At 73.6% G+C, this 15,275-nt stretch carries 9 protein-coding genes; 5 read left to right on the plus strand and 4 right to left on the minus strand.

What is annotated here, in order from left to right; genetic code table 11:
- Positions 1–114: 114 nt before the first annotated feature.
- Entirely contained in the window at positions 115–1,650 is a 1,536-nt protein-coding gene (locus O7618_RS06375) for a cellulose binding domain-containing protein (protein ID WP_278105031.1), read from the plus strand.
- A 46-nt stretch (positions 1,651–1,696) separates the two neighbouring features.
- Here the strand turns inward: O7618_RS06375 and O7618_RS06380 are convergent, their stop codons facing one another.
- The gene (locus O7618_RS06380) at positions 1,697–2,992 is read right to left on the minus strand and encodes a beta-1,3-glucanase family protein (RefSeq protein WP_278109933.1); all 1,296 of its coding nucleotides are present in this window, start codon (positions 2,990–2,992) and stop codon (positions 1,697–1,699) included.
- 329 nt (positions 2,993–3,321) lie between these two features.
- On the opposite strand from O7618_RS06380, the gene O7618_RS06385 reads away from it, so the two are divergent.
- Entirely contained in the window at positions 3,322–6,411 is a 3,090-nt protein-coding gene (locus tag O7618_RS06385; RefSeq protein WP_278105032.1) for a discoidin domain-containing protein, read from the plus strand.
- A 94-nt stretch (positions 6,412–6,505) separates the two neighbouring features.
- Here O7618_RS06385 and O7618_RS06390 read toward each other — a convergent pair whose 3' ends face one another.
- The gene (locus O7618_RS06390) at positions 6,506–7,747 is read right to left on the minus strand and encodes a DUF1501 domain-containing protein (RefSeq protein ID WP_278105033.1); all 1,242 of its coding nucleotides are present in this window, start codon (positions 7,745–7,747) and stop codon (positions 6,506–6,508) included.
- 14 nt (positions 7,748–7,761) lie between these two features.
- Positions 7,762–9,063 (minus strand): DUF1800 domain-containing protein, encoded by a 1,302-nt coding sequence (locus tag O7618_RS06395; RefSeq protein WP_278105034.1) that lies wholly within the window; start codon positions 9,061–9,063, stop codon positions 7,762–7,764.
- Between the two features lie 115 nt (positions 9,064–9,178).
- Between O7618_RS06395 and O7618_RS06400 the strand changes: the two genes are divergently transcribed.
- The gene (locus O7618_RS06400; protein WP_278105035.1) at positions 9,179–9,991 is read left to right on the plus strand and encodes a M23 family metallopeptidase; all 813 of its coding nucleotides are present in this window, start codon (positions 9,179–9,181) and stop codon (positions 9,989–9,991) included.
- Between the two features lie 74 nt (positions 9,992–10,065).
- Here O7618_RS06400 and O7618_RS06405 read toward each other — a convergent pair whose 3' ends face one another.
- Positions 10,066–11,112, minus strand: coding sequence for a hypothetical protein (locus O7618_RS06405; RefSeq protein WP_278105036.1), 1,047 nt, complete (start codon positions 11,110–11,112; stop codon positions 10,066–10,068).
- A 148-nt stretch (positions 11,113–11,260) separates the two neighbouring features.
- Here O7618_RS06405 and O7618_RS06410 point away from each other — a divergent pair, with 148 nt between their 5' ends.
- Complete coding sequence (locus O7618_RS06410) at positions 11,261–11,749, plus strand: hypothetical protein (RefSeq protein ID WP_278105037.1); 489 nt, start codon at positions 11,261–11,263, stop codon at positions 11,747–11,749.
- 508 nt (positions 11,750–12,257) lie between these two features.
- On the plus strand, positions 12,258–15,263 hold the full coding sequence (locus O7618_RS06415) for a BTAD domain-containing putative transcriptional regulator (RefSeq protein WP_278105038.1): 3,006 nt from the start codon (positions 12,258–12,260) through the stop codon (positions 15,261–15,263).
- The last annotated feature ends 12 nt before the right edge of the window (positions 15,264–15,275 follow it).

Raw genomic sequence — 15,275 nt, forward strand, 5'->3', positions numbered from 1 at the left:
CCGCGGGCCCGGGCCTGGGGCGGACGGCCCTCGGCCCTGGACAACTTCAGTTAACAAACCTAATAATTAGCCTCCCGTCGATATCCCTCGCCGGGCACCCCTCGGGAGGACCGGATGGCACGCAGATTCCGAACACCGTTCCTGGCTGGCCTGGCGGCAGTGCTCACCGCCGCCGCGGCGACCCTGGCCCTCGCCGGCCCGGCCCTGGCCGCCGGCCCGACGGCCGCCTTCACCAAGACCTCCGACTGGGGCACCGGCTGGGAGGGGCGCTACACCGTCACCAACGGGGGATCGAGCACGCTCACCGGCTGGCAGGTCGCCTTCACGCTGCCGGCCGGCACCACCCTCGGCTCGTACTGGGACGCCACGGTGACCAGCGTCGGGCAGCGGCACACCTTCACCAACCGCTCCTGGAACGGCACCCTGGCCCCCGGGGCCTCGGCGTCGTTCGGCTTCCTGGTCACCGGCTCCGGCCTGCCCACCGACTGCGCCCTGAACGGCGCGCCGTGCGGCGGTGGCACACCGCCCACCACGGCCCCGCCCACGACCACCCCGCCCACCACGGCGCCACCCACCACGGCGCCGCCCACCATGCCACCCCCCACCAGCCCGCCGAACACCGGGCTGCCGAAGCACGCCCTGATCGGCTACCTGCACACCAGCTTCGCCAACGGCGCCGGATACCTGCGGATGGCCGACGTGCCCGCGGACTGGGACGTCATCAACCTCGCGTTCGGCGAACCCACCTCCGTTACCTCGGGTGACATCCGCTTCCAGCTCTGCCCCGTCGCCGAGTGCCCCACCGTCGAGACCGAGGCCCAGTTCACCGCCGCGATCCGCGCCAAGCAGCAGCAGGGCAAGAAGGTGCTGCTGTCCATCGGAGGCCAGAACGGGCAGGTCCAACTCACCACGACCGCCGCCCGGGACACCTTCGTCCGCTCGGTGTCGGCCATCATCGACCGGTACGGCCTCGACGGCCTGGACATCGACTTCGAGGGCCACTCGCTCTACCTCGACACCGGTGACACCGACTTCCGCAACCCGACCACAGCGGTCGTGGTCAACCTGATCTCGGCGATCCGCACGCTCAAGCAACGCTACGGAGCCGGCTTCGTGCTCACCATGGCCCCGGAGACGTTCTTCGTGCAGCTCGGCTACCAGTTCTACGGCTCCGGCCCGTGGGGCGGCCAGGATCCCCGGGCCGGTTCCTACCTGCCGGTGATCCACGCGCTGCGCGACGTCCTCACCGTCCTGCACGTCCAGGACTACAACTCCGGCCCCATCGTCGGGCTCGACGGGCAGTACCACACGATGGGGGGTGCCGACTTCCACATCGCGATGACCGACATGCTGCTGGCCGGCTTCCCGGTCGCCGGGAACACCAACGCCGTGTTCCCCGCGCTGCGCGAGGACCAGGTCGCGTTCGGTGCGCCCTCCTCCACCAGCGCCGGCAACGGCTACCTCGCCCCGGCCGGCGTGCAACAGGCGGTCAGCTGCCTCGTCCGCGGCCAGAGCTGCGGCGGGTACACGCCCCGCAGCGGCACCAACCCCAACTTCCGGGGGCTGATGACCTGGTCGATCAACTGGGACCGCTTCTACTCCTGGGAGTTCCGGCTCAACCACGGCCCCTTCCTCAGGGCGCTGCCCTGACCGACGGTTCCGGAGCCGCCCGCGCGGCTCCGGAACCGTCACCGGCTCACCAGCCGACGGCGACGAGCAACCACTGCGGGTCGCCGTGCGAGACGAACGACGACTGGTCGGCGACATCGTCGTACGGGAAGCCGTAGGCGCGGCCGTTGATGGCGCGGTCGTGCCAGAACTTCGCGTACCAGTTGGCCGGTGACTGCTGGTAGAAGCGGCTCGGATCCTCCCACTGCGTCCGGGGCAACTGCGCGGTGTGCCGGTTCAGCGCCGCGCAGCCGGTCGGGTCACCGGCGAACCGCCCGGCGCAGCCGAAGATGTCCGACGTGGCCGCCGACAGCCCGACGGAGTTGGCGTACGCGGTGAAGTAGTTCGCGTACTGGCCGCCGGCGCGGAACTGCGGCGAGCTGCCCGGCGCCGGGATGCGGTAGGGCGCCTCGATGCTGGCCAGGTGCCTGAACTCGGCCGGCACCGCGTCGGCGAAACGCTGGAACGTCACCGCGCGGTCCTCGGCGAAGGTCGCCTCGTTCTCGCCGACCGCGACGTCGTAGCCGTCGCGGGCGTGCAGCCGCATCGCCAGTTTGAGCGCGAACGCGTCGACCCTCGTGGTGTTGCCGTTGAACTGGTTCGTGCCCACGGTGAACTCGATGAAGTCGCTGTACTGGCTGGTCGGCGAGCCGAGCCGGAAGTACATCCGGCCGGCCGAGTTGACCGGCATGTCCAGGTAGGGCTGTTCGGCGACGGAGTGGGTCTGGCCGTTGAAGCTCCAGTAGACCTGGCTGTCGGGGTAGCGGCCGTTGGTGCGGTTGAGCACCTTGACGGTGAGCACGTTGCGGGCCGGCGGGATGCTCGTCGTGTCGCCCCAGAACCCGCTGGTCGGCGGCGGGGTGGTCGGCGGTGGCGTCGAGCCGCCGGTGGTGGCGACCCCCACCTCCCAGAGCGAGTATCCGTAGGGCGTGGCCCGGCTGGTGCCGTAGACACGCAGGTAGCGGCCGCTGCCGGTGACGGCGATGGTCTGCGTGCCGCCGGTGCCGGTGGTGGTCGAATGGACGGTGGTCCACGGTCCGTCCGTCGCGGCGGCCACCTGGAGCTGGAAGGCGACCGCGTACGCGGCCTCCCAACGGAGGGAGACCTGGCAGATGTCCTGCGTGGCGCCGAGGTCGATCCGCAGCCACTGCGGGTCGGCGAAGGCGCTCGACCACCGGGTGCCGGTGTTGCCGTCGACCGCGGCCGTCGCCGGGAAGGCGGCGCTCTCGGTGGACGACGCGACCGCCTGCCGGCCGGCTGCCACGTTGCCGCCGCAGGCGGCAGCCGAAGAGGCGGCGCCGGCCGAGGCGCCGGTGGTGAGCATGCCGCCGGCGAGCAGGGTGAGGGCGGTCGCGGCGGCGGCGAGCAACCGACGCCCGGGGCGGCGGTGGCGGACGGGGCGGACCGGCGTGACCCGGTGCGGGACGGGTGGGGTGGGGGACATGAACGCCTCCTTCGGGGGATCCGACGGAGGGCGCTCTCTCGGTCACCGAGGGTGGACCCACCGCGCGGCCTCTGTCAAGTGAGGACCCCGCCCCATGATCTATTCCGGACTTCCCGCGCGTCGTTGACTTCAACGAAGAGTGTCGATGACGCTGGAGCCGAGGGCGCTCTCTCCGCACGGTCCCCACCACCACCATCCGGGAGCCACGCATGCCCGTGACACCACCGCTGCCCGTACCCGTGCGCCGCCGGCACCGCCCGGCCGCCGTGGCGCTGGCGCTGCTCGCCCTCCTCGTCACCTACCTCGTCGTGCCCGGCCCGGCCGCCGGCGCGGCCGGACCGCTCATCTCGCAGGGACGCCCGACCACCGCCTCGTCGACCGAGAGCGCGGGCACGCCGGCCGCCGCCGCCACCGACGGCGACGCCGGGACCCGGTGGTCGAGCGCCTTCGCCGACCCGCAGTGGCTCCAGGTCGACCTCGGCGCGACCGCCACCGTCGACCAGGTGCAACTCGTCTGGGAGGCGGCCTACGCGACCGCGTTCCAGATCCAGGTCGCCGGTTCGCCGTCCGGGCCGTGGACCACCGTCTACTCGACCACCGCCGGGGCCGGCGGCACGCAGACCCTCGCGGTGACCGGCACCGGCCGGTACGTGCGGATGTACGGCACCACCCGGGCCACCGGCTACGGCTACTCGCTCTGGGAGTTCAAGGTCTTCGGCAGCATCGGCACCACCCCGCCGCCCACCGGCCGGCCGATCTCGGAGTTCCGGACGGTCACCGCCTCCTCGTGGGAGGGCGGCAACGCGCCCGCCGCCGCGCTCGACGGCCGGAGCACCACCCGCTGGTCCAGCCAGTTCGGCAGCGACCCGCAGTGGCTCCGCGTCGACTTCGGCGGTGTCGCCACGATCAACCGGGTGGTGCTCGTCTGGGAGGCCGCCTACGCCACCGGCTACCGGCTGGAGACGTCAGCCGACGGCGTCACCTGGACGACGATCCACGCCACCACCACCGGCCGCGGCGGCACCGAGCAGCTCACCGTCACCGGCACCGGCCGCTACCTGCGTCTCTACGGCACCACCCGGGCCACCGGCTACGGCTACTCGCTCTGGGAACTGCAGGCGTACGGCAGCGTCGACGACACCGCCACCACCGCGCCGCTGCTCTCCGGCCCCACCCGGCCGCCGGTGAACCGCGACCAGTTCGCGCTGACCGCGCCGGCCGACGCGGCGATGGTCACCAGCACCCGCCGGCCCACGCTGAGCTGGGCGGCGGTCCCCGGCGCGACCCGCTACCAGGTGTGGATCAACATCAGCCGCACCGACTACGACTTCACTGCCGCCGGCAACCTGCTCGACCTGTACACCAAGGTCGCCGAGCCGACCGGCACGTCGTACACGCCCACCTGGGACCTGCCGGACCGCTGGACCTACCAGTGGTACGTCACCACGGTCGGCGGTACGCCGGTCACCTCGACCATCCGGCGCTTCGGCGTCTACCTGCCCACGCTGGAGAGCGTCGCCGACGGGATCGGCATCGTCGCCGGCGCCCGCGACCTCAACCGCGACGGCACGATCGAACCGTACGAGAACTGGCGCCTGCCGGTCCAGTCCCGGGTGGACGACCTGCTCTCCCGGATGACGTCGGAGGAGAAGGCGTACCAGCTCTTCTACAACGCCCAGGCGTACCCCCGGTCGGGGTGGCACTTCGGTCCGGCGCAGGCGGCGGACCTGCACCAGCAACTGCTGGCGTCGGCCGGCACCCGGCTGGGCATCCCGTTCGTCTCGGCGGGCGACACCATCCACGGCTACCAGACGACCTACCCGATGCAGAGCGCCCTGGCCGCCGCGAAGAACTACCCGCTCGACTACCAGCTCGGCGACATGCAGCGGCGGGAGCAGGTGGAGGTGGGCACGCGCGGGGTCCTCGGCCCGCTGGCCGAGGTCGGCACCAAGGTGATCTACCCGCGTATCCAGGAGGGCAACGGCGAGAACGCACAGGTCGCCGCCGCCCAGGTCCGCGCGCTGGTGGCCGGCCTGCAGGGCGGCCCGGAGCTGAACCCGCACTCGGTGCTGGCGACGGTCAAGCACTGGCCGGGCGAGGGCGCGGGCGGGGAGGCCCTGATCGTCTACGACGACGTGACGGTCAAGTACCACATGATCCCGTTCCGGGCGGCGATGGAGGCGGGCGCGGTCAACATCATGCCCGGCTACGCGGGCAGCTCACTGCTCGATCCGGGCGGCCCCGGCGCCGGCGACAGCGCCAAGATCCTTGCCTACCTGCGCCAGAACCTCGGCTACCAGGGCCTGATCACCACCGACTGGCTGCCGTCGGGGTCCTGGATCGGCGCGGCGAGGGCCGGCTCCGACGTGATGGGCGGCGCAGACCCGGGCGCGGCCGGCTTCTCGATCGCCGACTTCGTGGCGAACGTGCCGGCGTCGCGGATCGACGACGCGGTCCGGCGGGTGCTGCGGGTCAAGTTCCAGCTCGGCATCTTCGAGGCCCCGTACGGCGATCCGGTCAACGGCCCGTACCGCTTCCACCAGCCCGCCTACACGGCGCTGGCCAACCAGGCCGCGCGGGAGGCGATGACGCTGCTGAAGAACGACGCCGGCACGCTGCCGGTGCGGCTGAACGCCGGTGACGACATCGTGGTCGCCGGCCCGCGCGCGGCCGACGGCGGCTCCTGCTGCGTGTGGACGAGCTTCTTCCACGCCGAGTACGGGTCGCAGACCATCCTGGACGCGGTCCGCGCCCGGGCCGCGCAGGCCGGGGTGACCGTCCACCAGGACGACAGCCCGAACCCCAAGCTGGCGGTCGTCGCGGTCGGCGAGGCGTCCTACACGCACGCGACGAACTGGCCGAAGGAACAGCCCTACCTGCCGCCGGACCAGCTCGCGGTGATCCAGAAGTTCCGCGCCCGTGGCGTCCCGGTGGTGGTGGCGCTGGTCCTGCCGCGGCCCTACGTGATCACCGAGTGGCGGGACCTGGCCAGCGCGATCGTGGTCACCTACCGGGGCGGCGAGGAGATGGGTCCGGCCCTGGCCGGCCTGCTCTTCGGTGACTACCAGCCGCGCGGCAAACTGCCCTGGCAGTTGCCCCGCGCCCTCTCCGACGTGCTGCGTCCGGGCGGCACCGACATCCCGGCCGACGCGGTCGAGGCGTGGGACCTGCCGTACGACCTCGGCGCGACCGCGGCCGAGCGGACCCAGATCCGGGCCTCGATCGGCGCCGACCAGCCACCGGCGACCACCTACGGCAACCCGCTCTACCCGTACGGCGCCGGGCTGACCGGCTTCTGAGGCGCGCGGGTGGGGTCGCCGGCGGCGACCCCACCCGGGGCGTCGACCGCGCACGGAGCAGAGGACGGAACCGCGCCGCCTTCCCGCAGGCGGTTCAGAGCACTCCGGTGAGTCGCCCCTTCCAGCCGGCGAGGACCGCACCCGGGTCGGTGTCGAGGACGTCGGTGAGCAGCGTCGCGTAGACGTCGCGGAAGTCGGTGTGGAACTTCAGGTCGCCGTCGTCGAGGTCGGTGAGGCTGGGCGGCTCGCCGTACAGGCCGCCGCGCACCGGCGCGCCGAGCAGCAACATGTTCGAGGCGGTGCCGTGGTCGGTGCCGTCCGAGCCGTTGGCGGCGACCCGTCGGCCGAACTCCGAGTAGACCGCCGTGACCACCTTGCGGCCGGCCTCGGAGCCGGCCATCCGGGTGTGGAACCGGCTCAGTGCCGCGTCCAGCATCCCGAGCAGCACCTGCTGGAGCTGCTTCTCGTCGGCGTGCGTGTCGAACCCGCCGAGGGAGACGGAGAAGACCCGGGTCGACACCCCGGCCTCCACACACTGCGCGACCAGGTCGAGCTGAGCGTCGAGCGAGGCTCGGGCGCCGCCGGTGGCGGTGGCCGGGGCGGCCTCGCCGTCGTCGTCCGGCCCGCCACCGTCCGGCGCCTCGCGGACCGCGCGGATCATCTCGTCGACGGAGCGCAGGTCCGTGAAGCACGCCGCCGCGCGGGCCCGGGCCGAAGACTCACCCGGCGCGGCGGCGCCGAGCGCGGCCAGCGTGGACGCGGGCAGCCCGGCGGCGGCCCGCTGCTCGCCCACCGGCACCGACGCGCCCGCGCCGCGCTCGCCGGCGAGCAGCGGAGGCAGCGCCGACTCGAACGAGACGGCCAGCCGAGGGTCGGCGCCGGCGTGGTCGAGCCAACGGCCGAGCCAGCCGGTGGTGCCGGGCCGGTCCGGCTGCGCGGTGTGCCAGATGTCCATCGACCGGAAGTGGCTGCGGTCCGGCTTCGGGTAGCCCACGCCGCGGACCACCGCGAGCCGGCCGTCGCCGTACGCCCGGTGCAGGCCGGCCAGCGCCGGGTTGAGGCCGAACCGGTCGTCCAGCGTCAACACGTCCTCCGCCGCGTGCGCCAGCTCCGGTCGCGCGTCTTGGTAGGCCGGATCGGCGTACGGGATGACGGTGTTCAGGCCGTCGTTGCCGCCGTAGAGCGTGACCAGGACCAGGGTGCGCGCATCCGGGTCCCGGTCGCCGGCGGTGGCGAACAGGTCGGTGAGGCTGAGGGCGGCGGCGCCGCCGGCCAGGGCGGTCGCGCCGACCACCCCGCTGGCCACCAGGAACCGTCGTCGGGTCAGGACGTCCACGTCGATCGCTCCTCTCAACTGACCGCGTACTCGGGGCTCACCAGGCCGGCCGTCAACAGTTTCCGCGGCTGACCGGTGAGCGGGGTGAGGGCCGCCCGGGTGCGGTCGCTCCACGCGTCGACCACGAGCAGCCGGGCCAGCGCGTCGGCGCGACCGGTGGCCGGCGCGGCGTCCAGCCGGGCCAGCACGGCCGGCGCGGCAGACTGGGCCAGCAGGTCCGCCACCCGCATCTTGGCCTGCAACGACGAGGTGGTGAGCCAGGCGGCGCCGGCCGGCCAGCCGCCGACGCTCGGCGGGCGCAGCGGCACCTGGTCCAGCGCGTTCAGCCCGGCCAGGATCCGCCGCCGGCCCTGCTCGGGCAGCGCCGACGGCCGTACGCCGAGCTGTCGGGCCGCGCCGACGAGCCACTCGACGGGCTGCTTGACCAGCGTGTCGCGGGTCTGCGCGAAGGCCGGGGCGGTGAAGATCCGCCGCAGCGTGCCGACCGTGTCCGGCCCGGCGAGGTCGTCCGGCGGGGGAGTGTGCGTCCCGGCGTAGCGGAACCAGAGCCGGCCCGCGACGAACCGCGCGGCCTCGGGGCGGCCGGCGAGCAGCGTCGCGTACGAGCCGGTGTCGAAGGCGGCCTGCCGGCCGAGGATGGTCTTGGGGCCGGGGTCGTGCCGGCGGGGCTCGAAGCGGGCGGCGCCGGTGGACCGGTCCACCGTCCAGCCGGTCAACGCCCGGGCCCCCTCCTTGACGTCGGCCTCGGTGTAGCCGTTGCCGACGCCGAGGGTGAACAGCTCCATGGACTCCCGTGCCAGGTTCTCGTTCGGCGCCCGGCGGGTGTTCTTCTGGCCGTCGAGCCACAGGATCAGCGCCGGGTCCCGCAGCATCGCGTCGACCAACGGCCCGAGTGGGCCGGGGCCGTAGCGGCGCAGGGTGTCCAGGTGGCGCAGCATCAGCGGGGCGGAACGGACCTTCTGCGCGCTCGTCGCCCAGTGCCCGTGCCAGAAGAAGACCAGTTTCTCCCCGGCCTGGTGCTCGGCGGCGATCATCCGCTCCAGCCACCAGCCGGTGAGCGCGGTGACCTGCTCGCGGCGCTTCCGGTTGGCCTGCTGGCGCTGTTCCCGGCTGGCGCCCTTGCGGACCTGCCCGGCCGGGTCGGCGCCCAGTGCGGGTGGGGGCGTCGCGGTCGCGCCCCGGTCCGCGCCCTCGGGGGCGAGCAACCGGTCGAGCGTCGCGGCGAACCCGGCCCGTTCGGCGGCGTCCACCTCCTGTGCGGTCGGCCCGAAGGTCGCCCGGCGTAGCAGGTGCGCCACCGCTTCCCGTTCCGTCATGCGGGTGACGCTAGCCGCCGACTGTACGGGGAAGGTAAGCGCCGGATGCGGACCGCGTCCGGGTGGCGGCGGTGGATTTCTTGCCCGACACCGGAGATGGTCGTATCTTTCATTGATGATCCTCAGTGGGGAGCCGCGCGCGGGCCACGGCGACCCGGGGCCGGAGGACCTGGGCGGGATCGCCTACCTGCGGGGCCTCTCGCGACGGGGGTTCCTCACGAGCGCCGCGTTGGCGGCCTCCGGTGTGTCGGCCGCGTTCGCGCTGCTGCCCGACACCGCCCGGGCCGCCGGCGGCTATCAGCGGCCGTGCGGGAACGTCCGGATCTCCAGCTCGTGGCAGGACCACCGGAACCGGACGCCGCCCTCGGGCGAGCCGGGCACCGACTACGCGGTCGGGACCGGAACGCCCGTCGTGGCCGCGGCGAACGGCACCATCCGCCTCGTGAAGACCGACACCTCCACCGCGACCGGCCGGGTGGTGGGGATGGCCCACGACGACGGCAACTACACCCGGCACCTGCACCTGTCGCGGATCGCCGTCTCCACCGGCCAGCGCGTGTCGCGGGGCCAGACGATCGCGTACTCCGGCTCCTCGGCGAACGGCAGCGACTCCGGTGTGGGACCGCACGTGCACACCAGCCTGTGGCTGGGCACCGGCGGTCCGACGAACTTCGGCGCGACCGTCGACTTCGAGAACCACGTCGGGGACGCCGCCGACCCGAACCCACCGGACCAGGAGGTTGACGACGTGTTCATCGCGAACGTACGGGGCAACTGGTATCTCGTCGTCCCCCAGGGCACCGCCAAGCCGCGGGCGGTGGTGCTCGGCGGCGACAGCAACGCCGCCGCCTCGGGCATCCCCGTGCTGAACTTCACCTGGGACCCGTCGATCAACGCGCTGCGGGCGGCGGTCGACGGCATCGGTTGACGCGGTGACGTCCCTGCGGGCCGGCTGTCGCTCGGGGCCCGCCACCGGGTGGTGACGGGCCCCGAGCGGTGGGGTCAGTTGAAGGTCGCGTCCAGCGCCGCGGCCAGCTTGTCGTGACCCGACTCGTTGGGGTGCGGAGATCCGCCGAAGGCGGTCTTCTGGAGGTCGGTGACCCCGAGCGCCGGCGCCGGGGCGAACCGTACCTTCGGGTGGTCCGCCGGCAGCCCGGTGCGGATCACCAGGTTGAGCTGGTTCGTCCACTGCGCCACCGTGGCCTTCCACCCCGGATCGTCGATCAGGTCCCGTTCCTGGGAGGGGATCTGGCCCGGCAGGTAGCCGTGCAACTCCTGGGCGAGGTTCACCCGGTACTGCTCGGCGAGCCGGCCGACGTCGAAGCGGGCCGGGCTGATGTCGTAGTAGCCCATCCACACGACCTTGTCGGCGCCGGCGCCGAGCACCTCGTCGACGATCTCCTCGACGTCGGACTTGATCTGCGGGTAGAGGGCCGGGCCGTCCCAGGTCGGCACCTCGACCCGGTGGTGGATGTACTTGATCCCGGTGACGTCACCGACGACCTTGCCGTGACACGCGCCGCCTTCGATGACCCGGGACTTGGCGGTGTAGTTGCCGGCCAGGTCGAACCAGTCCATCTGCGCCTGCAGCGGCAGCTTGTGCTCGGTGAAGTACGTCTGCATCAGCTCGCGGTAGTGATCCATCAGCCCGCAACTGGCGAGGGCCTTGAGCAGACCCGTCCACGTGGTGTTGTTCACCCCGCCGGTGCTGACGAAGTAGGCGGCCTTCCGGTCGGCCTTGGCCTGCTGGATGGCCCGGGTGGCCAGCTCGACGGGGGGCCAGTTCCGGGCCCAGGGGTTCCGGCAGGCGTCCTGGTAGCCGGCGGGCGCGCCGAGGATCTGCTGGGTGCCGTAGCCGGTGCGGGCGAAGTTGTAGTACTCCACCACCCGTCGGTCCCGGTTGACGGCGTACTTGCCGGCGTAGCTGAACAGCATGTCGTTGCCGGGCAGACCGCGGAGGTCGGCTCTCGTGTTGCCCACGCAGGCGCCCATCGGGAACGCGTTCTGGAACTGCAGGTGGGCGGAGGTGATCGAGTCTCCGGTGGCCACCAGCACCACTGGCTGCGACGGGTTGCGGTTCGGCGGGCAGTAGCGGTCCTTGCGCGCCTCGCCCAGCCTCTCGTCGCCGGCGTTGCCCGGGCACGGCGGCCCGGGCGTCGGGCTGGGCGGCGGATCAACCGGACCGGTGGGGGGACCGGTGGGCGGACCGGTGGGGGGTGGGTCCGTCGGCGACCCGCTGGGGCTGGCCGACGGGGAGCCGCTGGGGCTGGTCAATCCGCTGGGGCTGGCCGACGGTGACCCGCTGGGGCTGGTCGATCCGCTGGGGCTGGCCGACGGTGACCCGCTGGGGCTGGTCGATCCGCTGGGGCTGGCCGACGGTGACCCGCTGGGGCTGGTCGATCCGCTGGGGCTGGCCGACGGTGACCCGCTGGGGCTGGTCGATCCGCTCGGGCTGGCCGACGGCGACCCGCTCGGGCTGGCCGACGGTGACCCGCTCGGGCTGGTCGAGGGGGAGCCGCTGGGGCTGCCCGATGCCGACCCGCTCGGTCCGGGCGACGAGCTGGCGCACGGCGAGGGGCTGCCGCTCGGGCTCGCGCTGGTGCTCGCGGTCGCGCTCGGGCTGCCGGGGGAACCGCTCGGGCTGCCGGTGGGGCCGCTCGGGCCGCCGGTGGGGCCGCTCGGGTAGCTCGCCGACGCCGGCTCGGCGGGGGCCGGCTCCGCGGCCACGGTCTGCCGCACCGGGGTCGCCGTAGCGGTCGGGGTCGCCGACGGGCAGTCGTTCTCCTCCTGCCAGTCCTCCTCCAACGCCTGGCGCACGTCGGCGGGCAAGGGTTCCGCGTCCGGGACGCAGGGGTCGAAGGTCCAGCGGGTGAGCACCCCCCGGTAGGTGATGTCGCGGGTGCAGATCCCCGGGTCGGCACCGGGCTGGGCCGCCACCGGACTGATGGTCGGTGGCTCGGGCGGTGCGACGCGGGCGCCGATCCCCACGGTGAGGGTGAGGACGGCCGTCGTCGCCAGGGCGGCGGTGATCGCGCCCGATGCCCTTGCCCTTCGATGCAGCGCGGATCTCATGAGCTGGCGTCTCCTCTCGGCGGGGGCGGCGTGGGCGGGCGCACCACGCCGGTCGGTGCTCCTACGCCTCGCGTGGAACGTATCCACGGGTGATAATTCGTCGATGAATCCGCGGTGAGGCGATGGGACTGGTCGTGCGGATACGAGCGCTGGGACCGGTGCGGATCTGGGACGGCGCGCAGTGGGCGCCGGTAACGGCGCCGCACCACCGCATCGTGCTGGCCGTGTTGCTGGCCGAGGCCGGCCGACCGGTGAGCAGGGATCGACTGGTCGAGGAGATCTGGGGCGGCCGCCCCACCCGGACGGCGGCCGGCGCCGTCAACGGGTACGTCATGCGGCTGCGCCGGCTGCTGCGCGCCGGTGCGGCCGGTGACGTGGTCAGCCGTGCGGCCGGCTACGAGCTGGTGGCCGCCGAGGACACCATCGACACCCAGGTGTTCGAGCGGATGGTGCGCGCCGGGAAACGGGAGGTCGCCGAGGGTCGGGTCGCCGACGCGGTACGGCAGCTCTCCGGCGGTCTGGCGCTGTGGCGTGGCCCGGCGCTGGCCGACGTGCCCGAGACGCTCACCGTGTCGGCGGAGGCGGCCCGCATGGAGCAACTGCGACTGGCGGCGTACGAGGAACGTTTCGCCGCGCAGTTGGAGCTGGGCCAGCACACGGAGATCGTCGAGGAACTGGCCGCGCTCGCGGCCGCGCATCCGACGCGCGAGCGGCTCTGCCAGCACCTGATGGTGTCGCTCTACCGCTGCGGGCGGCGCGCCGAGGCGCTTGAGGCGTACCGCCGGGTCCGTGACGTGCTCGTCGACGAGACCGGGATCGAGCCGGGACCGGAGCTGCGGGAGCTGGAACGCGCCGTCCTCACCGACGACCGGAGCCTGGCCGCGCCCGCCGTCCGGCCGGTGACCCCGGCCCAGCTGCCGGCCGTGGCCACGCACTTCGCCGGTCGCCGTGAGCCGCTGGCCGCGTTGGACGCCGTCGCCGACCAGCAGCCCGCGCCGCCGGTGGTCGTCACGGGTCTGGCCGGGGTCGGCAAGACGGCTCTGGCCGTTCGCTGGGGACACGCGGCGCGGGAGCGGTTTCCCGACGGCCAGCTCTACGTCGACCTGCGCGGCAGCTCACCCCGGCCACCGGTGACGCCGATGGCCGCACTCGTCGGATTTCTACAGGCTCTGGGCGTACCGGTGGACCAGATCCCGGACCAGCCGGACGAAGCGGTCGGGCTCTACCGCAGTGTGACCGCCCTGCGGCGGATCCTCGTCGTGCTCGACAACGCCGGGGAACCCGACCAGGTCCGTCCGCTGCTGCCCGGGGGCGCCGGCTGCATGGTGCTGGTGACCAGCCGCGAGCAACTGCGCGGCCTGACGGCCCGGGAGGGCGCGGTGCGGCTGCGGCTGGACGTGCTCTCCCGGGACGAGGCCGACGACCTGCTGGGCATGCTGCTGCCCGGGGCCGGCGGGCGGGACACGGCGGAACTCGCCCGGCTCTGCGGCTATCTTCCGTTGGCCATGCGTATCGCCGCCGCCAACCTACGCGCCGAGCTGATCCCGATCGGACGGTACAACCAGCGGCTCGCCGCCGGTGACCGGCTGGCCGTGCTCGGTGTTCCCGGCGACACCGGGACGGCCACCGTGGCCGCTTTCGACCTGTCGTACGAGGCGCAGCCACCGGCTGCTCGGCGGCTGTTCCGGCTGCTGGGCGTCGCCCCGGGGGACGTCGTCACCCCGCCGGCCGCCGCGGCCCTGGCCGGCGTGCCGGTGGCCGAGGTGGAGCCACTGCTCGACGCTCTCGCCCGGGCCCATCTGTTGGAGCAGGCGGAGCCCGGTCACTACCGCTGGCACGACCTGGTCCGGCTGTACGCCCGGCGACGCGGCGCGGCGGAGGACACCGACCGGGAGGCAGCGCTCGACCGCCTGTACGACCACTATTTGTCCACCATGGACCTCGCTGCCGGCCTGCTCTATCCGAGTGTCGTCCGGCTGCCGCTGCCGGCGGGCGTGAGCGCACGGCACCGGGTCGGCTTCCCCACCGGCGCCGAGGCGCTGAGCTGGGTGGAAACGGAGCGGGACAACATGATCGCCGCCGTCCTGGCCGCCGGGCCGGAGCACCGAACGGCCGCCTGGCGGCTCACCGACCATCTGCGGTGGCACCTGGACTTCACCTCGCCGTCGGCGGCGTGGCTGCCGATCACCGAGGCCGCGCTGGCGTACGCACGGGCGGACGACGACCCGCTGGGGCAGGCCGCCGCCCACCTGAGCCGGGCCACCGTCCTGCTGGCCACCAGCCGGTACGCCGAGGCGCTCGACGACTTCCGCCGGGCGCTCGCCTTCGCCCGGCGCGGTGGTTGGGCCGAGGGTGAGGGCAGCGCGCTCAACAACCTCGCCCACGTGTCGTTCGAGACCGGCCGGCTGGACCTGGCCGCCCGCCACAGCCTGGAGGCGCTGGAGATCGACACCAGGATCGGCCGGTTCGCCGGCCGGTTGGCGCGGTTGGCCAACCTCGGCAACATCCGACTCCAGCAGGGCCGGCTGGCCGAGGCCGTCACCTACTGCGAGCAGGTCATCGAGCTGGAGAGCCAGGTCGACGAGTGGCACGGGCAGGGCACGGCGCACGGCTGTCTGGGCGAGGCCCACCTGCTGCTCGGCCGCTACGACGAGGCATCGGTCCAGCTCACCCGGGCGTTGGCCACCCACCGGCGGACCCGCGCCCGCAGTTGCGAGGCCGACACCCTGCGACTGCTGGCGGCGGTGCACGGGGCGACCGGCGACCTCGACCGGGCCCGACGTGACGCGGCCGAGGCGCTGCGGATCGCCCGCGAGGTCGGTGACCGGTGGGTCGAAGCGCACGCCCTGCTCGCCCGGGCCGACCTCGACCTGCGGGCCGGCGAGTCCGGCCCGGCGATCGAGCACCTGCGGCAGGTCCTCGCCCTGGCGCGGGGCGACGGGGCCCGGCACGCCGAGGCGCAGGCGTTGATCGGTCTGGCCCGGGCCCACCGGTTGCGCGGGCCGACCGGGGCCGACGAGGCGCGGGCGTACGCGTCGCAGGCGTTGACCATGTCCCGGGAGTACGGCTACGAGCTGGTGGAGAGGGCCGCGCGGGCGGTGCTCGGTGAGGACCCCGCCTCAGGTTGAGGTCCCGGCACC

Origin of the sequence: Micromonospora sp. WMMD980 (assembly GCF_029626035.1) — a bacterium.
GTDB lineage: Bacteria > Actinomycetota > Actinomycetes > Mycobacteriales > Micromonosporaceae > Micromonospora.

Coding starts and splice junctions, on each gene's coding strand:
- O7618_RS06375 (WP_278105031.1), top strand. CDS start 115: ATGGCACGCAGATTCCGAACACCGTTCCTGGCTGGCCTGGCGGCAGTG.
- O7618_RS06380 (WP_278109933.1), bottom strand. CDS start 2,992: ATGCTCACCACCGGCGCCTCGGCCGGCGCCGCCTCTTCGGCTGCCGCC.
- O7618_RS06385 (WP_278105032.1), top strand. CDS start 3,322: ATGCCCGTGACACCACCGCTGCCCGTACCCGTGCGCCGCCGGCACCGC.
- O7618_RS06400 (WP_278105035.1), top strand. CDS start 9,179: ATGATCCTCAGTGGGGAGCCGCGCGCGGGCCACGGCGACCCGGGGCCG.
- O7618_RS06415 (WP_278105038.1), top strand. CDS start 12,258: ATGGGACTGGTCGTGCGGATACGAGCGCTGGGACCGGTGCGGATCTGG.
- O7618_RS06395 (WP_278105034.1), bottom strand. CDS start 9,063: ATGACGGAACGGGAAGCGGTGGCGCACCTGCTACGCCGGGCGACCTTC.